The organism is Janthinobacterium lividum, assembly GCF_011601275.1.
GTDB lineage: Bacteria > Pseudomonadota > Gammaproteobacteria > Burkholderiales > Burkholderiaceae_D > Janthinobacterium > Janthinobacterium lividum_E.
In genome coordinates this window covers 293,394-315,160 of record NZ_JAAOLY010000006.1, presented here as the reverse complement: position 1 = coordinate 315,160, position 21,767 = coordinate 293,394, and the positions used below count along the sequence as shown (strand labels likewise).

Genomic DNA, 21,767 nt, shown 5'->3' with positions numbered 1-21,767 from the left:
TACGCCGGCGCGCGTCCTGTCGGTCGGCTTATGCCCCCCCTTCCATGGCCGCTTCCTCGGCCAGTTTCACAAACGCCGCCACCAGCGGCGACGTCTCTTCTTCCCGTTGTGCAAGTAATAAACTGGTGGTCGCCTGCGGGTCGGCGATCGGGCGGTAGCACACGCCATCCATGCGGATGCGGTCGAACGAAGAGGGCAGCACGGAAATGCCGCAGCCGGCCGCCACCAGGCCGATGATGGTCGACGCCTCGCCCGCTTCCTGCGCCACCTGGGGCACGAAGCCGGCCGCCTTGCACAGGCGGAATATCTGCGGATAAATCCCCGTGCCCGCATCCTTGGGATACATGACAAAACCTTCGCCCGCCATGTCGGCAATGGCGATGGCGTCCTTGGCCGCCAGGGCATGGGCGACAGGCAGCACGAGGAACAGCGGATCCTGGCGCAGTTGCGTCAGCTTGATATCGGATGGATACGTCGTTTCCGGCGGGCGAACAAACCCTAGGTCCATTGTGCGGCCACTGATCGCTTCGAGCTGATGCAAGGTCGCCATTTCGTGCAGGGTCAAGGTGACGTGCGGGAATTGCTGGCGGTAGCGGTTGATGACGGTGGCAAAATACGGCGTGAACGGCGTGGAAAAGGTAAAGCCAATGCGCAATTCGCCCGCTTCGCCCCGCTGGGCCCGGCGCGCCGTGACGGCCGCCTGTTCCGACAGGGCCAGGATGCGCCGCGCATCGTCGAGAAACAGTGCACCTGCTTGCGTCAGCCGCACGGAGCGCTTGTTGCGCTCGAACAACTGCGCGCCCAATTCCGCTTCCAGTGCCTGGATTTGCTGACTCAGCGGCGGCTGGCCGATGTGCAGGCGTTCGGCCGCGCGCGTGAAGTGCAGCTCCTCGGCGACGGCGACAAAGTAACGCAGGTGGCGCAGTTCCATATCAGTAATATTTTAAAAGTATGAGTTGGGCCTTGAATATATATTGGACGATATGAGTTGGCAATCCTAAGATGAAGACTCGCTTCCTATCCGAAACATGGCCATGTCTGATTCATCGCTTGCTTTTGCCGCCGCCACCCCGGCGCTGTCTCCTGTTCCTCCCGCCGCTCCAGCCGCTCCCGCTCCCCGTTCGGCCATCGCCAAAGGTACGGCGGAATTCAAGCGCAGCAACCGCGCCCTGTTCTTTGGCGGCTTTTCCACCTTCAGCTTGCTGTACTGCATCCAGCCCCTGTTCCCCTTGCTGTCGCACCAATTCCATCTGACGCCGGCGCAAAGCAGCTGGTCCTTGTCCGTGTCGAGCGGCTTGCTGGCCATCTCGCTGGTGCTGCTGAGCGCCGTGTCGGACCGGGTGGGCCGCAAGCCGCTGATGGTGGCGTCGATGTTTTCCGCCGCGATTTTGACCATCTTGTCCGCGTTCGCGCAGGATTATGCGCAGTTGCTGGCCATCCGTGCGGCGCTGGGAGTGGCCTTGGGCGGCATGCCGGCCGTGGCAATGGCTTATCTGGGCGAGGAAATCGAGGGTCCGTCGCTGGGCCTGTCGATGGGGCTGTATATTGCGGGCAGCGCGTTTGGCGGCATGTCGGGGCGGTTGATCGCTTCCATGCTCAGCGACTTCCTCTCGTGGCGCTGGGCTTTGGGCGTGCTGGGGGGGGCCGGCGTGCTGGCGGCGGCGGAATTCTGGCGCAGCCTGCCTGCATCTAAAAATTTCGTGCCCAGTACAAAAGGCTGGAACGCCTTGCCGCACGCCATCAAACAGCATTTTTCCGACCGGGGCTTGCCGTGGCTGTTCTGCCTCGCATTCGTGTTGATGGGCTGTTTCGTCAGCCTGTATAACTACATCGGCTACCGTTTGCTGGCCGCGCCATTCGGCTTGCGCCAGAGCACGGTCGGATTGCTGGCCTTTTTGTATCTGATCGGCATCTTCAGCTCCGTCTGGGCCGGTCGCCTGGTGGACCGTCTGGGGCGCCGGGGAGTGCTGTGGATCATGCTGTCGGTGATGCTATCCGGTATTTTATTGACCCTGTTCGACTCGCTGCCGCTGATCGTCATCGGCATGGCGCTGGCCACCTTCGGCTTCTTTGCCTCGCATTCGATCGCCAGCAGCTGGGTCAGCCGCCGGGCCCGCGCGCCGCAGGCGCTGGCCTCGGCCTTTTACCTGCTGTTCTATTACCTGGGATCGAGCCTGATCGGCTCCGCCTCGGGCATGATGTGGGGCTTCGACGGGTGGACGGGCGTCATCATCATGCTGGGCCTGTGCCTGGGCGGCGGCGTGCTGATCGCCTTGCGCCTGCGTCATTTGCAGCCGCTGGGCGCGCGCGAAGCGGTGGGCTGAGTCCGGCTATTTGGGGCACATGCCGATCATCGTTTCCCCCTGCTTGCCCGCGCGCGTGGTCACGCATAAGGTGCCCAGCGCGCTGGTGATTTTATACGTGCGGCTGCCCCTGGCCTCATTGGCACCGATTTCCTCGATTTTTGACGCCTCGTACCATTTCGGCGGCACGGCCGCGTAGGCTTCGGCAAAGCCCTGCTGCATGCGCTTGTAGCCCGTGTCCTCGAATTTCTCTCCGCCCCGCTGCGGGAATTCCTTGCGTAAATCCTTGTCGATCTTGCCCACGTCGCGCTTGGCTTGCGCCAGGATATCGGCCGCGCTGGGCGGCGCGACGACCGTAATCGCTTCCGGCGTTGCTGTCGCTGGCGCCGGCTCGGCGGCTGCTGGCGGCAGGGGACGGCTGATGGGTGCCGGCAGGCGCGGCACTCTTGCGGTGGCTGGTTTGGTGCTGGGCAACGCTACGGGTACGGGCTTGGACGGCGCAGGAGCGCTGTAGCGCAGCCAGGTGATGGCCGGGCCCTGCGGCAAGTTATCGTCCACGACGGCGCGGGGCCGCGACTGCAAGACGATATACGCAAAGCCCAGGTGCAGCAGGACGATCAGCAACAGGCCTGGAGCGCGGCGGGGCAGGGACGGCAACGAGGTCATGGGTGGCGTGATGGTTCAGGTACGCCAATGTATCTGAAGGATTTGATAATTATTTAAAATGTCACAAGCGCTTACAAAAAAGTGCCGCGTGGAAATTTCGACGCCATGGCCATTGGCGGGGAACCCTGTGCCGGCTTGACGATCCAACTCCCTACACTGTGGGAGGACACATCATGATGCAGGTAAAGGAAGTGGCACGGCGCTTTGGCGCCATCGAACACGCAATCGGCCAGGCGGCCCAGCTGTGCGGCAAGCAGCAGGGCATGCCGATGGACTTGAAGGATTGCATCAACCAGCTGGACCAGCAAAAGAGCGCCGTACGGCAAGCCATCGACACGCAAGACGATGCACGCATCCGGCAAGCTGTCGACCAGATGGAATCCTTGGGCGACCGTGCCAAGCGGGCGTGCGGCACGGCGACCAGCGTGACGCCGGAAATGAAGAGCGCCGTGCTCAAGGTGCACGATGAGTTGTCTGATTTAAAGCACCAGATGCACTAAGCCTTGGCTCTTGAACGTTTTACATCTGGCGGAACAAATGCGCATATAAAGGGCTGACGCGCAGTTGCGCCGGATGCTGGTGCAGGGTGAGCGACAGCTTGCCCGCTTCGTCGCGCACGGCCGTGGCGATGGCGCTGGCGTTGACGATGGTGCCCCGGTGGATTTGCCAGAACTGTTGCGGGTCCAGCTGGGGCAGCAACTCCTTCAGGCTCGTGCGTATCAGCGCTTCGCTGTCCTGGCACACGACGTTGATGTATTTGTCCAGCGCTTCGAAATACACGACGTCGGCCAGCGCGATCATGCGCACGCTGTTGCCGACGGCCGCCCGTATCATCTGCAGGCGCGGCGCGGGCGGCAGCATGGCTTGCAGTTGGCTCAGCAGGCGGGCCATGTTGTCGTCGCTGGCGGTTCCGGCTGCTGGCGCCGCCGTGGCGGTCGTCGCTGGCGCTGAGGTTGCTGTTGATGTTGCTGTTGCTGTAGCGGTGCCGTTACCGCCGCCTTTGCCAATACCGCTGTCGCGCAAGCGTTGCTGCAGGCGTTCCACCGTCTTGCCCAGGCGCGCATCGTTGACGGGTTTTAAGACGTAGTCGGCGGCTGCGTGTTCGAAGGCGGCCAGCGCATATTCATCGTAGGCGGTCACGAATACGATGTGGGGAAAAGGCACGCCGTCCGGCCACTGTTCCGCAAGTTCCTCGGCCGCTTCCAGGCCCGTCTTGCCTGGCATCTTGATGTCGAGAAAGAGGATGTCGGGCTGCAGCGCCAGGCCTTGGCGCAAGGCTTCCACGCCGTTGGGGCAGGTGGCAACGATGTCGAGTTCCGGCCACAGCCGCTGCAAGGCGTGCGCGAGGGCGGCGGCGAGTATGGGTTCATCTTCGGCGATCAGGGCGCGCGGGGTGTGGATGGTCATGGCGTAGGGCTCGCGGTGGTGGAGTGAATGGGGAATTGAAGGCGGGCGACGACGCCTGCCGGCGTATTGGCGGCCAGCGACAGGCTGGCGGCATCGCCATGCATGCCGCGCAGGCGCTCGCGGATATTCGCCACGCCCAGCTGCGTACCCTTGGTCTGGCCCGGATGGTCGAGACCCAGGCCATCGTCGCTGACGGTGAGCAGCAGCACGCCGCCATCCGTGGACGCGTGCACGTGGATATGGCCGCCTTCGATCTTCGGTTCCAGGCCGTGCTGGATGGCGTTTTCCACCAGCGGCTGCAGCAGCATGGGCGGCACCTTGATTTGGCGCAAGGCTTCGGGCAAGTCCAGCGTAAAGCGCAGGCGCGCACCCATGCGTATCGACATCAGGCCCAGGTAGGCTTGCATCAGGGAAAACTCCTGCGCCAGGGTGGTGGACTCGGCGCGCGAGGACGAGAGGGTGGCGCGCAAGTACTGGATCAGCTGGTCGAGCAGCAGCTGGGCACGGTCCGGGTCAAAGCTGATCAGGCCCTGCAGGTTGGCCAGGGTGTTGAACAGCATGTGCGGTTCGATCTGCGCCTGCAGCAACTGCAGTTGCGCCTGCATGGCCTGGCGCGCCACGGATTCGGCGCGGGCTTTTTCCTCGGCTGCCGCCATTTGCAGGCGGGCAATCTTTTCGCGGCTGGAGAAAAACAGCACGGCGCCGCCCGTGGCCAGCAGGGTGAATACGAGCGTGCCCATCATTTGCGTGGGCAGCAGGTTTTCGAAGCCGCCTACGTCCACGCCCGTCAGCCAGCCGAACAGGAGCAGGCCCAGCATTTGTGCCACGGGCACGGACAGCAGGATGATGAGCATGAAGGGCAGGAATCTGGGCCGCTGCCCTTCACCCCATAAGGTCAGGCGCATGCCGTCGATTAGCAGGAAGGCGATCGTGCCGATGCACATCGAGGCGACCAGGTTTTGTCCAAAATGGCTGCCCGGATTGAGCATGAACGTGATGACCAGCGCGCAGATCACGTTCAGCACCATCGCATAGCGCGCGTCGAGCAGCATGCGGTAGTAGGGGAAGCGGCGCCTGGCGGGGGCATCGGCGAAAGGGGCGTCGGATTTCATGGAAGTGTCTGCTGGTAGCGATGGGGCATTGTGTGCCAGCGCAGGTCAGCGCGCAACAGGGCTGCGACGAAACGGGCCTGGCGCGCCGTCATTCTCACCGGTGCGTCGCCAAACGGGGCCGCTTTACTTTTCAGGACGGGCACGCGATAGTATGGCAAGACAGTCGTGCACCCATAGAATTGCTAAAGGAAATCCCATGTGGCCCTATCCACGCACCCTCGCGCACCGCGGCGGCGGCACCCTGGCGCCTGAAAACACCCTGGCCGCCCTGCGCTGCGGTCTGGCCTACGGCTACCGCGCCGTGGAATTCGACGTCATGCTGGCGTCCGACGGCGTACCCGTCGTCGTGCACGACCCCGAGCTGGGCCGCACCGTGGTCGGCAGCGGCCATATCAATGATTACACGGCCGCGCAACTGGGCACGATGGAGGCGGGCGCCTGGTTCGGCCCCGCATTTTCCGGCGAAGGCGTGCCCACGTTCGAGGCCGTGGCGGCGTATTGCAAGGCCCAGCGCATCTGGATGAATATCGAGATCAAGCCGGCCCCCGGCTTCGATGTGCCCACGGGCGAGACGGTGGCGCGGGCCACGCGCGATTACTTTGCGCAGGAAATCGCGGCTGGCGAATTACTGCCGCTGCTGTCGTCGTTCAGCATCGACGCGCTGGAAGCGGCGCGCCAGGCGGCGCCGCAATTGGCGCGCGGCTGGCTGGTCGAAGCGATACCTTCTGATTGGGCGAAAAAAGCAAAGGAATTGGGCGTGGTGGCGATCCATTGCGACCACCAGCAACTGACGCCGGAACTGGCGCGAGAAGTCAAGGAGGCGGGATACGGGCTGTTCTGCTACACCGTCAACACACCCGAGCGGGCCAGCGAATTGCTGGCCTGGGGCGTGGATGGGTTTTGTACGGACAGGATAGATATTATTCCATCCATGGCGTAGGTCGGATTGGGCGCGCAGCGCCGTAATCCGACAACATTGTTGGCGCCGCTGGTGTTGTCGGCTTACGCGCTTGCGCGCTAAGCCGACCTACGTTTCAAGCAGCTTAGAAAGTCACGCGCATACCGATGGTCACATTGCGCCCCATCAACGGCGCCGCATTCTTGATGAACGAGGTGTGGCTGTACGCCAGTTCATTCGTCAGGTTGTTCGCCTTGATGTAGAACTGGGCCGGCGTCGTGCCGATGCGCGTGTCGTAGTTGGCGGAGAGGTTGAGCATGTTGTAGCCCGGCGTTGCCGTTTCGAACGCTGCCACTTTATCCTGCTTGCCCACGCGGTAGAACTCGGCCACGCCGCTCCATGCCTGCCAGTTGGCGTCGAACTTCACGCCGACCCGCTGGGCCGGGATGCGTGGCAGGTTGCCCCCACCGTCGGCCAGCTTGGCCCGCACATAGTCGCCGAACACGCTGGCGCCGAACATGGGGTTCAGTTGCTGGCGGATCTGGCCTTCGACGCCCGTAAACGTGGCGTCGCGCTGGGCGTACTGGATCAGCTGGAAGCCTTCGTGGTTGTCGAGGGTGGAGCCGAAGATGTAGTTATCCACCTTGTTGCGGTAGGCGCTGGCCGAGAAGGTCGTGGCACCCGCATATTTGCGCAAGGTCAAGTCGATATTGTTCGACGTTTCCTTGCCCAGGTTTTGATTGCCCAGCTCATACGTGGCCGTTGCCATGTGCACGCCGTGCGCATACAGTTCCTCGGCGCTGGGCAGGCGGTGCGTGCGCGAAATGGTCGAGCCGAGCGAATACTGCGGCGCGAATTTCCACACGGCGCCCAAGGAGACCGACGTGCCCTTGGCGCTGCGGTCTTGCAAGGTGGCGCTGTCGACAGCGATGTCTTGCCATTCGTGGCGCAAGCCCGCTTCGAAGCGCCATTGGTCGAGCTTGTATTCCTCGACAAGGAAGGCCGCGTGTTTCTTCGTTACCGTCGGCGCCACGTAGGCTTCCTCTCCCAGGGCCGAGAAGTCGCGCTTCAACGTTTGCAGGCCAACCACGCCGCGCCAGCCGAAGACGGGATGGTGTTCCATTTCCAGGCGCGCATCGTGGCCCTTGTTCTTGAAGGTGGTAGCGATTTCCGTGCCTTCGATTTCATCGTGCTTGTAATCGGTGAACGAAGCGCGCAGGCGCAGCTTGGCGAAGCCCGGCACGGGATCGCGCAATTCGCCGCGCACATCCCAGCGTTCGCTCTTCAGTTTCACGTAGGGAACGGCACCCTCTTCGTGGTCGTGCTCATGTTCCTCTTCATCACCGTGGCCGTGGCCTTCGTGGCCGCCGCAATGCAGGTGCGTGCCGTGCGGGTGGCAACTTTCGAATTCGTGGTTGTGGCCGGGCAAGCCGTATTCCGCATGCTGGCTGGTGAAGGCCAGGCCCAGGAAGCCCCGTTGTCCCACCCACGACACGCCCACGCTGCCCGTGTCCGTCTTGTTGTAGCTGCCGCCTACTTTCGAGCCGCCTTCCCAGCCGCTGCCGACCTTGTATTCTTTCGCGTCGCGCTTGACGCCTTCCGCGTGGAAGGCGATGTTGCCGGAGCCGCCGGTCACTTCAAAGGCGCCCGCCTTTTCGCGCGCAGCCGAGTTGGCGCGCACTTCCGCGCTGCCCTCGAAGCCCTTGGCTGGCACGCGCGTGGGGATTTTCTTGTCGATCACATTGACCACGCCGCCGACGGCGCCGCCGCCATAGGCCAGCGCGGACGGGCCGCGCAAGACTTCAATCTGTTCCGACAGCATCGGTTCGGCCGCGACGGCATGGTCGGGGCTGATGGTCGACGCATCCTGCACTTCGGCGCCATCGGACAGCACCTTGACGCGCGGGCCATCCATGCCGCGGATGATGGGACGGCTGGCGCCGGCGCCGAAATGGCTGGATGTGATGCCGGGCTGGCCAGCGAGGGTTTCGCCGAGGGTCGCCGCCCTTGCCAGCACCAGTGCCTCGCCTTCCAGTACGGTGACGGGCGTGCTCATGTCGTCGCTGCCCAGGGCCAGCGCGCTGGCCGAGACGGTGACGGCGGGCAAGGTTGTCGCCTGCTGCGCCAGTGCGCTGGCGGGAGCGGCAAATGCCAGCATGATGGCCAGCGCGAGGGGAGTGGGTTGGTGAGGACGGACGGACATGGGCAAAAGTTCCTTATCGGCTATCGGTGTTGGCAGGGTTGGGGCAGCGCGTGAAAGGAAATAGCCTGCCCTAAGATGATAATGATAACCCATTATCATTACTGTGTGACGGTTTTTCCGGGCGGTAGATACAGGCGGATGGTGTATTCTGTTGGCTATGGAACGCACAACACGTCAAAAAACCGCTATTCAAGCCGCCATCGAGTCGGCCCAGCGCCCCTTGTCGGCGCAGGAAATTCTCGAACAGGCCAGCTTGCAGGTGACGCAGCTGGGCATTGCCACCGTTTACCGCAATTTAAAATCGCTGGTGCTGGAAGAAAAAGTGCACGTGGTGACCTTGCCGGGTGAAAACCCGCGCTACGAGTCGAACACGGCCGCCAATCACCACCACCACCATTTCCAGTGCACCACGTGCCAGCGCGTGTTCGACGTGCATGATTGCCCGGGCGACTTGAAGCGCATGGCGCCGCAAGGCTTTGTCGTCGAGCGCCACGAGCTGACCCTGTACGGCCGCTGCGCCGATTGCAATGCGGCCGCCGGCGCCAGTGTGGCTGGCACAGCACCGCACGCCTGCGCCAGCCACCACGACCCGGCCTGAGCGGGCAGGCCGTCGATGTTGGCACGGGCGCAACAATGCCCTGGCCAGCCGTCATTGCCGCACCCCATATCACGTATAATCTTCCCTTTAAAGCTGCCGCCACTCTTTGCCAAAAAAACATGAAATCAACTGAAATCCGCGACAAGTTCCTCAAATTCTTCGAGTCCAAGGGCCATTCCATCGTCCGTTCCAGCTCCTTGGTGCCAGGCAACGATCCGACCTTGCTGTTGACGAACAGCGGCATGGTGCAATTCAAGGATGTGTTTACAGGCACGGACAGCCGTCCGTACACGCGCGCCACCTCCGTGCAGCGCTGCGTGCGCGCCGGCGGCAAGCACAACGATCTGGAAAACGTCGGCTACACGGCGCGCCACCACACCTTCTTTGAAATGCTGGGCAACTTCAGCTTCGGCGACTATTTCAAGCGCGACGCGATTCAATACGCGTGGGAACTGCTGACCAAGGTATATGGCTTGCCGGCCGACAAGCTGACCGTCACCGTGTACATCGAAGATGACGAAGCGTACGATATCTGGGCGAAAGAAATCGGCGTGCCGACCGAGCGCATCATCCGCATCGGCGACAACAAGGGCTCGCGCTACGCATCGGACAATTTCTGGCAGATGGCTGACACGGGCCCATGCGGTCCATGCACGGAAATCTTCTACGACCACGGCGCCGACATTCCTGGCGGCCCGCCGGGTTCGCCAGACGAAGACGGCGACCGCTTCATTGAAATCTGGAACCTCGTGTTCATGCAGTTCAACCGCGACGAAGCCGGTGTCATGCACAAGCTGCCGAAGCCTTGCGTCGACACGGGCATGGGCATGGAGCGCCTGGCCGCCGTGCTGCAGCACGTGCATTCGAACTATGAAATCGACCTGTTCCAGCATTTGATCCGCGCCGCCGCGCGCGAAACGGGCGCCACGGACCTGGAAAACAAGTCGCTGCGCGTGATCGCCGACCACATCCGCGCCGCCGCCTTCATGATCGTCGACGGCATCATTCCGGGCAGCGAAGGCCGGGCGTATGTGCTGCGCCGCATCATCCGCCGCGCCTTGCGCCATGGTCACAAGCTGGGCCAGACGAAACCGTTCTTCTACAAGCTGGTGGCCGATCTGGCCATCGAGATGGGCGGCGCCTATCCCGAGCTGGAAGAAGCGAAAGACAACGTCGCCAACATGCTCAAAGCCGAGGAAGAGCGTTTCGGCGAAACCCTGGAAACGGGCATGAAAGTGCTGGAAGCGCAGCTGGCCAAGGATGCCACCGGCATCGACGGCGCCACCGCTTTTACCTTGTACGAAACCTACGGCTTCCCGCCGGACCTGACGGCCGATATCTGCCGCGAACGCAATATCACGTTCGACCAGGCCGGCTATGACGCGGCCCTCAAGGAAAGCCAGGAACTGTCGCGCAAGGGCGGCAAGACGCACAAGGACAGCAAGGTCGAGTACACGGGCGAGAAAAACAAGTTCGTCGGTTACGATCAATTGACGTTCAGCGGCAAGGTCGTCGCGCTGTATGCGGCCGGCACGCAGGTAGCTGAACTGAAAGCGGGCCAGGAAGGCATCGTCGTGCTCGACACCACGCCGTTCTACGCGGAATCTGGCGGCCAGGTGGGCGACCAGGGCGTGATCGCCTCGGGCGCGGGCAGCTTTGCCGTCAGCGACACGCTGAAAATCCAGGCTGACGTGTTCGGTCATCACGGCGTGCTCGAGTCGGGCGTGCTGAAGGTGGGCGACGCCGTCTCGGCGCAAGTCGATACGGCCAAGCGTGCGCGCACGATCCGCAACCACTCGGCCACGCACTTGATGCACAAGGCCTTGCGCGAAGTGCTGGGCAGCCACGTGGCGCAAAAAGGTTCGCTGGTCGACCCGGACAAAACCCGTTTCGACTTCAGCCACAATGCGCCGATGACTGCCGAGCAGATCGCCGCCGTGGAAACCATCGTCAATAAAGAGATCCTGGAAAACCGCGCCACGCAAGCCCATTTGATGTCGTTTGACGATGCCGTCAAGCATGGCGCGATGGCCCTGTTCGGCGAGAAATACGGCGACGAAGTGCGCGTGCTGGACATCGGCAGCTCGAAAGAGCTGTGCGGCGGCGTCCACGTGCAGCGCACGGGCGACATCGGCCTGTTCAAGATCATCGGCGAAAGCGGTGTTGCCGCCGGCATCCGCCGCGTGGAAGCCGTGACGGGCGAGGGCGCGCTGGCGCTGGTGCAAACCATCAACCGCCGCCTGGTCGAAGCGGCCAACGCCCTGAAGGCGCAGCCGGAAGAACTGACTGCCCGCATCGGCCAGGTGCAGGACCATGTGAAGGCGCTGGAGAAGGAACTGGCCGCGCTGAAATCGAAACTGGCTTCGGGCCAGGGCGATGAACTGGTCACGCAAGCCGTCGACGTCAATGGCATCAAGGTGCTGGCGGCCGTGCTGGACGGCGCCGACGTGGCCCGTTTGCGCGAAACCATGGACAAGCTGAAGGACAAGCTGAAAACGGCCGCCATCGTGCTGGCCAGCGTGGCGGACGGCAAGGTCAGCCTGATCGCCGGCGTGACGGCGGACGCGACTTCCAAGGTCAAAGCGGGCGAGCTGGTGAACTTCGTTGCACAGCAAGTGGGCGGAAAAGGCGGCGGACGCCCCGATATGGCGCAGGCTGGCGGCACCGATCCTAGCGGTTTGGCGAACGCCCTGGCTGGCGTGCCGGCCTGGGTCGGCGAGCGAGCAAAATAAAGCGTAAGCTAGCAGGCATGCGGGGTTTTCGCCCCACAGCCCCTTGAAAACGGCCCGCAGACACTGTTTGCGGGCCGTTTTGCCGTGTGGAATCTCGTTGTGACACCACAACAGCCGATGAACTATTTTGGTGCAGCGCGTCAATGCCCCTGATTTAGAGTAGTATGTCGAAAATCAGTACAACAAAACAATGGTGGGATATTGATGATGAGCGACACACTACTTGATACCGAGATTATGGAATTTCACAAAGAACTCGACGCGCGGGGCTTGAATTGCCCGTTGCCGATTCTGAAGGCGAAAAAGGCTTTGTCAGAGCTGCAGAGCGGGGAAGTGCTGCGCATCATGGCAACCGATCCCGGTTCCGTGCGCGACTTCCAGGCTTTCGCCAAGCAAACGGGCAATGCCTTGCTGTCGCATGTGCAGACGGGTACCGAATTCGTCTTCCTGATGCAACGCAAATAATTCTGCCCGCCGGGGCTGCAGTGGCGCGGCCTGGTTTTCCTTCCCGAGCCAGCCCTTTTGCTGCCCTGCAGCGTAGCGGCGGACACCCTTGAAATCCCCGAAGCTGGACAGTTTAGATGGATTGCTCTAACAAAAAATCGCACGATCGTGCTTAAATTCGGTTCAGGATTCAAATTTCTCTTATAATCGAACGCACAATCAGCACTTGATCCGTCATTTTTATAATTTCCCAAAGGCATAGCTATGAAAGTCTTGGTACCCGTCAAACGCGTGGTCGACTATAACGTCAAAGTCCGCGTCAAGAGTGACGGCACTGGCGTCGATACCGCCAACGTCAAAATGTCGATGAACCCTTTCGATGAGATCGCGCTGGAAGAAGCGATGCGCCTGAAAGAAGCCGGCAAGGTCACTGAAGTGGTCGCCATCTCCTGCGGCGTGACGCAGTGCCAGGAAACCCTGCGCACGGCCATGGCCATCGGCGCCGACCGCGGCATCCTGGTGGAAACGACGACCGAACTGGAACCGCTGGCCGTGGCCAAGCTGGTGAAATCCCTGGCCGAGAAAGAACAGCCGCAACTGATCATCCTGGGCAAGCAAGCCATCGATGACGACAGCAACCAGACCGGCCAGATGCTGGCAGCCCTGCTGGGTTGGCCGCAAGCCACGTTCGCTTCGAAAGTCGTGCTGGAAGACGGCAAAGTCACCGTCACCCGCGAAGTCGACGGCGGCCTGGAAACACTGGCATTGACCTTGCCAGCGATCATCACCACCGACCTGCGTTTGAACGAGCCACGCTATGTGACCTTGCCGAACATCATGAAGGCAAAGAAAAAGCCGCTCGAGACCGTCAAGCCGGAAGACCTGGGCGTCGACGTTGCGCCACGCCTGAAGACCCTGAAAGTCGTCGAGCCAGCCAAGCGCTCGGCCGGCATCAAGGTCCCGGACGTCGCTACCCTGGTCGCCAAGCTGCGTACCGAAGCCAAAGTCATCTAAGCGCGGCCTCGCCGTTTATCCAGAACAATTACAGGACACATCATGGTCGCATTAGTTATTGCTGAACACGACAACGCTACCTTAAAGGGCAGCACCCACCACACCGTGACCGCGGCTGCCCAGTGCGGCGGCGACGTGCACGTACTGGTCGCAGGTTCGAACGCATCGGCTGCCGCCGCTGCCGCCGCGCAGATCGCCGGCGTGACGAAAGTCATCGTGGCCGACGCGCCATACTTTGCCGACGGCCTGGCCGAAAACGTGGCCGAGCAAGTGCTGGCCATCGCCGGAAACTACAGCCACATCCTGGCGCCAGCCACGGCCTACGGCAAGAACATCCTGCCGCGCGTGGCCGCCAAGCTGGACGTGGCGCAAATCTCGGAAATCACCAAGGTCGATTCCCCCGACACCTTCGAGCGTCCGATCTACGCCGGTAACGCGATTGCCACCGTGCAATCTGGCGACAAGATCAAGGTCATCACCGTGCGCACCACGGGTTTCGACGCGGCTGCCGCCACCGGCGGTTCGGCTGCCACGGAAACCGTCGCCGCCGTTGCCGACAATGGCAAGTCCGCCTTCGTGGGCCGCGAACTGGCCAAGTCCGACCGTCCTGAACTGACCGCCGCGAAAATCATCGTGTCGGGCGGCCGTGGCATGGGTTCGGCAGAGAACTTCCACATTCTGGAACCGCTGGCCGACAAGCTGGGCGCCGCCATGGGTGCTTCGCGCGCCGCCGTCGACGCCGGCTTCGTGCCGAACGACTGGCAAGTGGGCCAGACGGGCAAGATCGTCGCGCCATCGCTGTACATCGCCGTCGGCATCTCGGGCGCGATTCAGCATCTGGCCGGCATGAAAGACTCGAAAACCATCGTCGCCATCAACAAGGATCCGGAAGCGCCGATCTTTGCCGTGGCCGACTACGGCATCGTGGGCGATCTGTTCGAGATCGTGCCGCAACTGGTCAAAGAACTGGGTTAAGTCACACCCCTTCCGGTTTTGTTACTGACAAAGCCACGCCGGCCCGCCCCACACGGCGAGCCGCGCGTGGCTTTTTTCTTGGAGAAAAGAAGATGAGCTATCAAGCCCCGCTGAAAGACATGTTGTTCGTGATGAACGAACTGGCCGGCCTGGCCGAAATCCACACCTTGCCGGGCTGCGAAGACGCCACGCCCGACACGGCCGAAGCCGTGCTGGAAGAGAACGCCAAGTTCTGCGGCGGCGTGGTGGCCCCCTTGAACGGCCCCAGCGACAAGGAGCCGAGCTTCTGGCACGACGGGCAAGTGACCACCTCGAAAGGCTTCAAGGAAGCGTTCAAGGCCTACGGCGAAGCGGGCTGGCAGGGCGTGCAGCATCCGACCGAGTTCGGCGGCCAAGGCTTGCCCAAGCTCCTGGCCACGCCGTGCATCGAAATGCTCAACTCGGCCAGCATCTCGTTCGCCCTGGTGGCCCTGCTGTCGGACGGCGCCATCGAAGCGCTCTTGACGGCCGGCAGCGACGCGCAAAAAGCCACCTACCTGGAAAACCTGGTGTCGGGCAAGTGGACGGGCACCATGAATCTGACCGAGCCGCAGGCCGGTTCCGACCTGGCCGCCGTGCGCACGCGCGCCGTGCCGCAGGAAGATGGCACCTATAAAGTATTCGGCACGAAGATTTTCATCACGTACGGCGAGCACGACATGGCCGAAAACATCGTCCACCTGGTGCTGGCCCGCACGCCGGACGCGCCCGCTGGCGTGAAAGGCATTTCGCTGTTCATCGTGCCGAAATTCCTCGTCAACGCGGACGGCAGCCTGGGCGCGCGCAACGACGCCCATTGTGTGTCGATCGAACACAAGCTGGGCATCAAGGCCAGCCCGACGGCGGTACTGCAGTTTGGCGACTGCGGCGGCGCCATCGGCACCCTGGTGGGCGAGGAAAACCGCGGCCTCGAGTACATGTTCATCATGATGAACGCGGCCCGCTTCGGCGTGGGCCTGCAAGGCATCGGCCTGGCCGAGCGCGCCTACCAGCAGGCCGTGGCGTTCGCCAAGGACCGCGTGCAGTCGCGCGACCTGGCTGGTTCCGCCGGTCCGGTCTCCATCATTCACCACCCGGACGTGCGCCGCATGCTGATGTCCATGCGTTCGCAAACGGAGGCGGCGCGCGCGCTGGCCTACGTGGGCGCGGCCATCAGCGACGTGGCGCACCACCATCCGGACGCGGAAGTGCGCGCGGAAAGCCTGGCGACGTACGAATATCTGGTGCCCGTCATCAAGGGCTGGGCCACGGAAATGTCGCAGGACGTCGCACGCGATGGCGTGCAAGTGCATGGCGGCATGGGTTTCATCGAGGAAACGGGCGCCGCCCAGCATTACCGCGACGCCAAGATTCTCACCATCTACGAAGGCACGACGGCCATCCAGGCGAACGACCTCGTGGGCCGCAAGACGGTGCGTGACGGCGGCGCCGTGGCGAAAGCCATCATCGCCCAGGTGCGCGCCACGGAAGCTCAGTTGGGCGAGCTGACGGGCGCCGACTTCCAGGCCATGCAGCGTCACCTGGCCGAAGGCAGCGCCGCGCTCGAAGCGGTCGTGGAATACGTGGTGGCGAACATGAAGACGGACATCAAGGCCGTGTTTGCGGGCAGCGTGCCGTATCTGAAACTGGCCGGCATCGTGCTGGGCGGCTGGCAAATGGCCCGCGCGGCCGTGGTGGCGCAGCAAAAGCTGGGTGAAGGCAGCGGCGACGCGGCGTTCTACAAGGCGAAAATCGCCACGGCCCGCTTCTTTGCCGACCATATCCTGTCGCAAGCGCCAGGCTTGCGCGCCACCATCATCGACGGCAGCGCCGGCGTGATGGCGCTGTCGGAAGAGCAGTTTTAAGTTGCATCCTTGCCGGTGACTGCCGGCTGAATGCAAAAAAGCGCTGGAGATTGCTCTCCAGCGCTTTTTTATTTATTGCTGCGTTCTTAGCGGCGGGCGATGCCGTTGCCGGAATTACGCACGAGGTCGCCAGCAGCCAGTCCCGGATCCTGGTCAAATGCGAAGTCAGCCTTGGCGCCCGTTTCGTATTGCACGGTGACGGTCCACGTCTTGGCGTTCTTCATGTGGCCTTCGACTTGTTTGCCAGCGTAAGCGCCGCCAGCGGCGCCGGCCAGGGTGGCCAGGTCCTTGCCGCGTCCGCCGCCGACCTGGCGGCCCAGCAGGGCGCCGGCCACGCCGCCGCCGATCATGCCCAGCGCGCCGCCTTCGCCCGCTTTTTCAGTGACGTTGACTGCCAGCACCTTGCCGCAATCTGCGCAGATCTGGTGCTGTGCTGGCTTGCTGTTCTGGCCTGCATACGAGTTGCCGGCCTTTTGCGCGGCCTTGGCGTTGATGATGGCCTGGTCGTATTCGCCCTTGGCGTCGCGCAGGCATTGCATGCGGGCTTTCGAGCTGGTTTCTTCTGCGCACAGTTTCTTGTCATCCGCATAGCGGGTGCTGGCCTGCTTCGTGTCGTAGGCGTATTGCGCCTTCGGCGACAGGTTTTGCGCGAATGCGGAAGTGCTGAACAGGGCCGTGATGGCGACTGCGAGGATGAGTGGGCGACGAATCATGATCTTCTCCTAGGGGGTGTTAAATGAGCCAGTAATGTCGGCATTGTGAATGCAGTATAGAGGAAAATCATGATTGCTTACCAACACTTACATGTGCGTGCGACGCGCCCTATCCGAAGCCATTTTCCGCATGGAAATTAACCGTAGGCGCCGCCTGTGTACAGCAAGTCGAACAGGCGCGCCATGGTGGCGATCAGCACGCCCGCGCCTAGCATCAAGGTAGCGACCAGCACGACGGCCAGGGGCCAGCCCGTGTCCGACAGGCGGCTTGATGCGGCGTTGTAGCGGGCATCCCACTTGTCGTCCGGCATCAGGCCCAGCACCAGCGCTTCCAGGAAGCCGCCCAGGGCGGACAGGGTCAGCGGCAGGATCTGGTAAAACCAGTCGGCATCGGGAAACAGCTGGCGCAGCAGCAGGGAGGCTGGCAGTGCGGCCAGGTGCAGCCAGCCCCAGCGGTCCTTGGCGCCGTGCAGGTAGAAGCGGTGGGCGCCCAGCATGCCCAGCAGGAAGGCCAGCAGTGCCGTGAAGGCCTTGTTCTTGTGCGACTGTTGCAAAATGGTGGCGGTGGTCATGGGACTCCAGAGTTGCTCATCGGTAAAGATTGCCAGTATCGGTCATTCGCTGCTGCAACGATAGCACTTTCGTGCCGTGTTCAGGCGATGCCGGCGCCGCCTGGACGTGGCATCGGCGGCACGATAGACGCACGCGCCTATTGCGTCTTCGGCCATGACTGGTCATAATGTTTGATTAGCCCAAATTACACGCCCGTCATCATAACGCTTGCTGCCTGGCGGTAAAGCGCGCTATAATTTGCGGCTTTTTCCGCCTCAGCACACTTTTTGGAAATATTATGGTCGTTATTCGTTTAGCTCGTGGAGGCGCCAAGAAGCGCCCGTTCTTCAACATCGTCGCTACTGATTCGCGCAATCGCCGCGATGGTCGCTTCATTGAGCGTATCGGTTTTTACAACCCGATGGCGCAAGGTGGCGAAGTTCCACTGCGTATCACCGCAGACCGTCTGGCCTACTGGCAAGGCGTTGGCGCACAATTGTCGCCAACCGTTGCTCGCCTGGTAGCTAGCAACAACAAAGCAGCAGCTTAATTAGATCACTGGTTTGACGGTCAAGACTGCATCCGGGGTGAAAGTCCCCGATGACCTGGTACAGGTAGGCTATGTCTCCGGTGCTTATGGCATTGCTGGCGGAGTCAGGATCACTCCTTTCTCCGACGATGCGGATGCATTATTAAGCGTCAAAACCTGGTGGTTTGATAAACCGACCTTGCATGATGTTCAAGTCAGGCAAGCGAAGTTACACGGCGGCGACGTCGTGGCCCAGCTGGTGGGTGTGGTCGGGCGGGATGCCGCAGAAGCGCTGAAAGGCGTCTCTGTGCAAATTCCGCGTAGCCATTTCCCGACGCTGACGGCCGATGAATTTTATTGGTCCGATCTGATCGGACTGACAGTCGAGAATTTGCAAGGCGAGTGCCTCGGCACAGTGCACGACATGATGAGCAATGGTCCGCAGTCGATCTTGCGCGTTACGCCCGTCGCCACTGCCGATGAGACCGTTGAAAAGGCGCCTGAGCGCCTGATCCCGTTTGTTGGCCAGTTTGTCATTAACGTTGACAAGGCTGCCAACAAGATCACGGTCGACTGGGGCCTCGATTATTAAACCGCCTGCGCTTAACAATGCGCCGGGCAAACTTTGCAGGATGGTGAGCGATGCAATTTGATGTCGTGACCCTGTTCCCGGAAATGTTTGCCGCGCTGACGCAGTCGGGTGTGACCCGGCGCGCCTTCGAGCAGGGGAAATGTGGCTTGTCGCTGTGGAATCCCCGTGATTTCACCACCGACAATCACCGTACCGTGGATGACCGCCCGTATGGCGGCGGCCCCGGCATGGTGATGATGGCCCGTCCCCTCGAAGCGACAATTAACGCCGCGAAGCAACGCCAGACCGCATTGGGACTGGCGGCGCCCCGCGTGGTGTTCATGTCGCCGCAAGGCCGTCCGTTGACGCATGAGCGCGTCACACAGTTGAAAGCCGAAGCTGGTTTGGTGATCCTGTGTGGCCGCTATGAAGCCGTGGACCAGCGTTTGCTGGATCGTTGCGTCGACGAGGAAATCAGCGTCGGCGACTTCGTTTTGTCGGGCGGTGAATTGCCTGCCATGGCGCTGATGGACGCGGTGATCCGTTTGTTGCCGGGTGTCTTGAACACCGAGGCATCGGCCATCGAGGACAGCTTCGTCAATGGCTTGCTCGATTCGCCGCACTACACGCGGCCGGAAACGTATGAAGGCATGGCCGTGCCGCCCGTCTTGATGGGTGGTAATCATGCCGAGATCGTCAAGTGGCGCCGCCAGCGCATGCTGGAAGCGACCGCGACAAAGCGGCCTGACCTCTTGGTCAGTGCGCGCGCCGCCGGCTTGCTCAGCAAGACCGACGAAAAATTCTTGGCCAGCCTGTAAGCCGTCTCCGGACGGCCGGCAGGGTGGCCAGTAGTGCCGGGCATGTTGCCCAAATTGGTAATACCCATCCTCTACCGGGCGGATACATCGCTATCCACAGTGCGCCGGCATGATGGTTTTCGGAGTGTTAAAAATGGACTTGATTCAACAATTAGAGCAGGAAGAAATTGCTCGTCTGGGTAAAACCATTCCTGAATTCGCACCAGGCGATACCGTTATCGTCAGCGTCAACGTAGTCGAAGGTACGCGCAAGCGCGCCCAGGCTTACGAAGGCGTCGTTATCTCCCGTCGTAACCGTGGCCTGAACTCGAACTTCATCGTTCGCAAGATCTCGTCCGGCGAAGGCGTCGAGCGTACGTTCCAACTGTACTCGCCGTTGATCGCTTCGATCGAAGTGAAACGCCGTGGTGATGTTCGCCGCGCCAAGCTGTACTATCTGCGTGAGCGTTCGGGTAAATCGGCGCGTATCAAAGAAAAATTGCCAAATCGCCGCGTTGTGGCGAAAGCAAGCGCGTAATATCAGCGTCTGCGTTGGGAAAAGGGGTGCCGGTTATGGTGCCCCTTTTTTTATTCTAAATTGCTATTGAGGCAAGCTGCCATGGCCACCATCGCATTTGATCCCAAACAACTTGCCATCGATTCGATCGCCGGCGAGGCGGCGCTGGACGCCGTGCGCCTGACGCCGGACTGGCTGCGCCAGCGCCTGGCCGAACAGCCCGACTGGCAGCCCGAGATTACCCAGGATTTTCTTTCCGCCCGCGCCGTGCCCGTGCGCGCCGCCGTGCTGATTCCCCTGGTGCAACGCCCGCAAGGCTTGACCATCTTGCTGACCATGCGCACGGACCACCTGAGCAGCCATGCGGGGCAGGTCAGCTTTCCCGGCGGGCGCAGCGAAGCTTTCGATGCGTCGCCCATCGCCACGGCCTTGCGTGAAACGGAAGAAGAAGTGGGCCTGGCGCGCGAACACATCGAAGTGCTCGGTTGTTTGCCCGACTACCTGACCGGCACCGGCTACCAGGTCACGCCCGTGGTGGGCCTGGTGACGCCGCCGTTCGAGCTGCGCGCCGACCCGTCCGAAGTGGCGGAAATCTTCGAAGTGCCGCTGGCTTTCCTCATGGATGGCCTCAACCATCAGCGCCTGTCGGTGGAGTTGCCGGGAGGACGGCGCTCGTTCTACGCCATGCCGTACGAGCGCTTCTACATCTGGGGCGCCACGGCCGGCATGCTGCGCAATCTGTTTCACCTCTTGCGCGCGTAAAATGGCGTCCCGCACGTAATAAGTTTGATTCCAGCACTGCACTGCGCTATCGTAGCGGGCATTGCGGTATTGCTGAAAAAGACAAAAAGGACGTTTGATGACATTTCTCTCCATACTTTGCGCATTGCTGATCGAGCAGCTCAAACCTTTGCGCGCGGACAATCCGATCTACGCCGAAATCAAGAGCCTGGCAATGCGCATGGAGACGTGGTTCAATGCCGGCCACGCCAACCATGGCCGCATGGGCTGGTTCCTCATGATCGGCGTACTGATGGTGCCGACGGCAGGCGTGTACTGGATTTTGCTCCACTACCAATTGACCCTGCTGGCCTTTGCCTGGAACGTCCTCATCGTCTACCTGACCCTGGGCTTCCGTCACTACAGCCATTACTTTACCTCCATCCAGCTGGCCCAGAGCGCCGGCGACGAAGCGACCGCGCGCACCTTGCTGGCCGACTGGACCAAGCTCGACACGGTGGGCATGGAAGCGAGCGAAATCGCCCGCATCGCCGTGGAAAAAGCCCTGGTCACCACGCACCGCAATGTCTTTGGCGTGTTTTTCTGGTTCCTCATGCCGCTGGGCCCTGCCTGCGCCGTAATGTACCGCGTGGCCGAATACCTGGCGCGAGCCTGGAACGAACCCGAGCACATGCGCAATGAAGCGTTCGGCCAGTTCGCCGCGCGCGCCTTTTACTGGATCGACTGGATTCCCGTGCGCCTGACGGCCGTGGCGTTTGCCGTGGTCGGCAATTTCGAGGACGCCATCTACGCCTGGCGCAATTTCGCCCAGCGCTGGCAGGACGAGGCCATCGGCATCATCCTGACGGCCGGCGGCGGCGCCATGGGCGTACGCCTGGGCACGCCAGCGGAAACGGCGGCCCGCGTGCTTGTCACGCCGGACATGGCCGTCGATGACAGCGACAGCGAAAGCGATATTCTGCCAGGCGAAGAGCCGGGCGCGCGCGCCTTGCAGAGCACGGTGGGCCTGGTATGGCGCGCCTTGCTGCTGTGGATGCTGCTGCTGTTGCTGATGTCGGGCGCCGTTTTCCTCGGCTGACGCGGGCGCACACGCGCCATCCATGCGCCTTGCG

General features: G+C 62.0%; 22 protein-coding genes. 15 read left to right on the top strand and 7 right to left on the bottom strand.

Annotation, left to right across the window (positions count from 1 at the left end):
* Positions 1 to 28: 28 nt before the first annotated feature.
* Entirely contained in the window at positions 29 to 931 is a 903-nt protein-coding gene (locus GYK42_RS12125; protein ID WP_166447700.1) for a LysR substrate-binding domain-containing protein, read from the bottom strand.
* A 103-nt stretch (positions 932 to 1,034) separates the two neighbouring features.
* Between GYK42_RS12125 and GYK42_RS12120 the strand changes: the two genes are divergently transcribed.
* On the top strand, positions 1,035 to 2,324 hold the full coding sequence (locus GYK42_RS12120) for an MFS transporter (RefSeq protein WP_166447699.1): 1,290 nt from the start codon (positions 1,035 to 1,037) through the stop codon (positions 2,322 to 2,324).
* A gap of 6 nt (positions 2,325 to 2,330) precedes the next feature.
* Here the strand turns inward: GYK42_RS12120 and GYK42_RS12115 are convergent, their stop codons facing one another.
* The gene (locus tag GYK42_RS12115; RefSeq protein ID WP_166447698.1) at positions 2,331 to 2,969 is read right to left on the bottom strand and encodes a hypothetical protein; all 639 of its coding nucleotides are present in this window, start codon (positions 2,967 to 2,969) and stop codon (positions 2,331 to 2,333) included.
* A gap of 173 nt (positions 2,970 to 3,142) precedes the next feature.
* Here GYK42_RS12115 and GYK42_RS12110 point away from each other — a divergent pair, with 173 nt between their 5' ends.
* Positions 3,143 to 3,469: a hypothetical protein gene (locus GYK42_RS12110; RefSeq protein ID WP_166447697.1), complete on the top strand. Its 327-nt coding sequence runs from the start codon at positions 3,143 to 3,145 to the stop codon at positions 3,467 to 3,469.
* A 19-nt stretch (positions 3,470 to 3,488) separates the two neighbouring features.
* Here GYK42_RS12110 and GYK42_RS12105 read toward each other — a convergent pair whose 3' ends face one another.
* Positions 3,489 to 4,376, bottom strand: coding sequence for a LytR/AlgR family response regulator transcription factor (locus GYK42_RS12105; protein ID WP_205711367.1), 888 nt, complete (start codon positions 4,374 to 4,376; stop codon positions 3,489 to 3,491).
* Positions 4,373 to 5,488 (bottom strand): sensor histidine kinase, encoded by a 1,116-nt coding sequence (locus GYK42_RS12100; protein WP_166447696.1) that lies wholly within the window; start codon positions 5,486 to 5,488, stop codon positions 4,373 to 4,375. The genes GYK42_RS12105 and GYK42_RS12100 overlap by 4 nt, the downstream gene beginning before the upstream one ends.
* 196 nt (positions 5,489 to 5,684) lie before the next feature.
* Between GYK42_RS12100 and ugpQ the strand changes: the two genes are divergently transcribed.
* Positions 5,685 to 6,428, top strand: a complete 744-nt coding sequence (gene ugpQ / locus GYK42_RS12095; protein WP_166447695.1) for a glycerophosphodiester phosphodiesterase — start codon at positions 5,685 to 5,687, stop codon at positions 6,426 to 6,428.
* 103 nt (positions 6,429 to 6,531) lie between these two features.
* On the opposite strand, the gene GYK42_RS12090 is transcribed toward ugpQ, so the two are convergent.
* Complete coding sequence (locus GYK42_RS12090) at positions 6,532 to 8,589, bottom strand: TonB-dependent receptor domain-containing protein (RefSeq protein WP_166447694.1); 2,058 nt, start codon at positions 8,587 to 8,589, stop codon at positions 6,532 to 6,534.
* A 157-nt stretch (positions 8,590 to 8,746) separates the two neighbouring features.
* Between GYK42_RS12090 and GYK42_RS12085 the strand changes: the two genes are divergently transcribed.
* The 6 genes from GYK42_RS12085 (at position 8,747) to GYK42_RS12060 (ending at position 16,235) form a co-directional block, all read left to right on the top strand.
* Positions 8,747 to 9,187 (top strand): Fur family transcriptional regulator, encoded by a 441-nt coding sequence (locus tag GYK42_RS12085; RefSeq protein WP_046685331.1) that lies wholly within the window; start codon positions 8,747 to 8,749, stop codon positions 9,185 to 9,187.
* 119 nt (positions 9,188 to 9,306) lie between these two features.
* On the top strand, positions 9,307 to 11,919 hold the full coding sequence (gene alaS, locus GYK42_RS12080; protein ID WP_166447693.1) for an alanine--tRNA ligase: 2,613 nt from the start codon (positions 9,307 to 9,309) through the stop codon (positions 11,917 to 11,919).
* A gap of 237 nt (positions 11,920 to 12,156) precedes the next feature.
* Positions 12,157 to 12,384: a sulfurtransferase TusA family protein gene (locus GYK42_RS12075; protein ID WP_010395510.1), complete on the top strand. Its 228-nt coding sequence runs from the start codon at positions 12,157 to 12,159 to the stop codon at positions 12,382 to 12,384.
* 243 nt (positions 12,385 to 12,627) lie between these two features.
* A complete protein-coding gene (locus GYK42_RS12070) occupies positions 12,628 to 13,377 on the top strand; it encodes an electron transfer flavoprotein subunit beta/FixA family protein (RefSeq protein WP_034759884.1) in 750 nt (249 codons plus the stop codon).
* Positions 13,378 to 13,419: 42 nt separating this feature from the next.
* A complete protein-coding gene (locus tag GYK42_RS12065) occupies positions 13,420 to 14,352 on the top strand; it encodes an electron transfer flavoprotein subunit alpha/FixB family protein (RefSeq protein WP_034781780.1) in 933 nt (310 codons plus the stop codon).
* A 92-nt stretch (positions 14,353 to 14,444) separates the two neighbouring features.
* On the top strand, positions 14,445 to 16,235 hold the full coding sequence (locus GYK42_RS12060) for an acyl-CoA dehydrogenase (RefSeq protein WP_166447692.1): 1,791 nt from the start codon (positions 14,445 to 14,447) through the stop codon (positions 16,233 to 16,235).
* An 86-nt stretch (positions 16,236 to 16,321) separates the two neighbouring features.
* Here GYK42_RS12060 and GYK42_RS12055 read toward each other — a convergent pair whose 3' ends face one another.
* Together GYK42_RS12055 and GYK42_RS12050 are read right to left on the bottom strand one after the other, a co-directional pair.
* Positions 16,322 to 16,948, bottom strand: a complete 627-nt coding sequence (locus tag GYK42_RS12055; protein WP_138828906.1) for a glycine zipper 2TM domain-containing protein — start codon at positions 16,946 to 16,948, stop codon at positions 16,322 to 16,324.
* A 137-nt stretch (positions 16,949 to 17,085) separates the two neighbouring features.
* Positions 17,086 to 17,520 carry an NINE protein gene (locus tag GYK42_RS12050; protein ID WP_046685328.1) on the bottom strand — a complete coding sequence of 145 codons (435 nt, stop codon included), beginning with the start codon at positions 17,518 to 17,520 and terminating at the stop codon, positions 17,086 to 17,088.
* 278 nt (positions 17,521 to 17,798) lie between these two features.
* Between GYK42_RS12050 and rpsP the strand changes: the two genes are divergently transcribed.
* From rpsP to GYK42_RS12020, 6 genes are all read left to right on the top strand, one after another.
* Positions 17,799 to 18,050 (top strand): 30S ribosomal protein S16, encoded by a 252-nt coding sequence (rpsP, locus tag GYK42_RS12045; RefSeq protein WP_010395524.1) that lies wholly within the window; start codon positions 17,799 to 17,801, stop codon positions 18,048 to 18,050.
* A 13-nt stretch (positions 18,051 to 18,063) separates the two neighbouring features.
* Complete coding sequence (rimM, locus tag GYK42_RS12040; protein ID WP_058051091.1) at positions 18,064 to 18,621, top strand: ribosome maturation factor RimM; 558 nt, start codon at positions 18,064 to 18,066, stop codon at positions 18,619 to 18,621.
* 50 nt (positions 18,622 to 18,671) lie between these two features.
* Positions 18,672 to 19,418 (top strand): tRNA (guanosine(37)-N1)-methyltransferase TrmD, encoded by a 747-nt coding sequence (trmD, locus tag GYK42_RS12035; RefSeq protein WP_166447691.1) that lies wholly within the window; start codon positions 18,672 to 18,674, stop codon positions 19,416 to 19,418.
* Positions 19,419 to 19,551: 133 nt separating this feature from the next.
* Positions 19,552 to 19,935: a 50S ribosomal protein L19 gene (gene rplS / locus GYK42_RS12030; RefSeq protein ID WP_010395528.1), complete on the top strand. Its 384-nt coding sequence runs from the start codon at positions 19,552 to 19,554 to the stop codon at positions 19,933 to 19,935.
* An 81-nt stretch (positions 19,936 to 20,016) separates the two neighbouring features.
* Positions 20,017 to 20,676 (top strand): CoA pyrophosphatase, encoded by a 660-nt coding sequence (locus GYK42_RS12025; protein WP_034759862.1) that lies wholly within the window; start codon positions 20,017 to 20,019, stop codon positions 20,674 to 20,676.
* Between the two features lie 97 nt (positions 20,677 to 20,773).
* Positions 20,774 to 21,733 carry a CobD/CbiB family protein gene (locus tag GYK42_RS12020; RefSeq protein ID WP_166447690.1) on the top strand — a complete coding sequence of 320 codons (960 nt, stop codon included), beginning with the start codon at positions 20,774 to 20,776 and terminating at the stop codon, positions 21,731 to 21,733.
* The last annotated feature ends 34 nt before the right edge of the window (positions 21,734 to 21,767 follow it).

Coding starts and splice junctions, on each gene's coding strand:
- GYK42_RS12125 (WP_166447700.1), bottom strand. CDS start 931: ATGGAACTGCGCCACCTGCGTTACTTTGTCGCCGTCGCCGAGGAGCTG.
- GYK42_RS12120 (WP_166447699.1), top strand. CDS start 1,035: ATGTCTGATTCATCGCTTGCTTTTGCCGCCGCCACCCCGGCGCTGTCT.
- GYK42_RS12115 (WP_166447698.1), bottom strand. CDS start 2,969: ATGACCTCGTTGCCGTCCCTGCCCCGCCGCGCTCCAGGCCTGTTGCTG.
- GYK42_RS12110 (WP_166447697.1), top strand. CDS start 3,143: ATGATGCAGGTAAAGGAAGTGGCACGGCGCTTTGGCGCCATCGAACAC.
- GYK42_RS12105 (WP_205711367.1), bottom strand. CDS start 4,376: ATGACCATCCACACCCCGCGCGCCCTGATCGCCGAAGATGAACCCATA.
- GYK42_RS12100 (WP_166447696.1), bottom strand. CDS start 5,488: ATGAAATCCGACGCCCCTTTCGCCGATGCCCCCGCCAGGCGCCGCTTC.
- ugpQ (WP_166447695.1), top strand. CDS start 5,685: ATGTGGCCCTATCCACGCACCCTCGCGCACCGCGGCGGCGGCACCCTG.
- GYK42_RS12090 (WP_166447694.1), bottom strand. CDS start 8,589: ATGTCCGTCCGTCCTCACCAACCCACTCCCCTCGCGCTGGCCATCATG.
- GYK42_RS12085 (WP_046685331.1), top strand. CDS start 8,747: ATGGAACGCACAACACGTCAAAAAACCGCTATTCAAGCCGCCATCGAG.
- alaS (WP_166447693.1), top strand. CDS start 9,307: ATGAAATCAACTGAAATCCGCGACAAGTTCCTCAAATTCTTCGAGTCC.
- GYK42_RS12075 (WP_010395510.1), top strand. CDS start 12,157: ATGGAATTTCACAAAGAACTCGACGCGCGGGGCTTGAATTGCCCGTTG.
- GYK42_RS12070 (WP_034759884.1), top strand. CDS start 12,628: ATGAAAGTCTTGGTACCCGTCAAACGCGTGGTCGACTATAACGTCAAA.
- GYK42_RS12065 (WP_034781780.1), top strand. CDS start 13,420: ATGGTCGCATTAGTTATTGCTGAACACGACAACGCTACCTTAAAGGGC.
- GYK42_RS12060 (WP_166447692.1), top strand. CDS start 14,445: ATGAGCTATCAAGCCCCGCTGAAAGACATGTTGTTCGTGATGAACGAA.
- GYK42_RS12055 (WP_138828906.1), bottom strand. CDS start 16,948: ATGATTCGTCGCCCACTCATCCTCGCAGTCGCCATCACGGCCCTGTTC.
- GYK42_RS12050 (WP_046685328.1), bottom strand. CDS start 17,520: ATGACCACCGCCACCATTTTGCAACAGTCGCACAAGAACAAGGCCTTC.
- rpsP (WP_010395524.1), top strand. CDS start 17,799: ATGGTCGTTATTCGTTTAGCTCGTGGAGGCGCCAAGAAGCGCCCGTTC.
- trmD (WP_166447691.1), top strand. CDS start 18,672: ATGCAATTTGATGTCGTGACCCTGTTCCCGGAAATGTTTGCCGCGCTG.
- rplS (WP_010395528.1), top strand. CDS start 19,552: ATGGACTTGATTCAACAATTAGAGCAGGAAGAAATTGCTCGTCTGGGT.
- GYK42_RS12025 (WP_034759862.1), top strand. CDS start 20,017: ATGGCCACCATCGCATTTGATCCCAAACAACTTGCCATCGATTCGATC.
- GYK42_RS12020 (WP_166447690.1), top strand. CDS start 20,774: ATGACATTTCTCTCCATACTTTGCGCATTGCTGATCGAGCAGCTCAAA.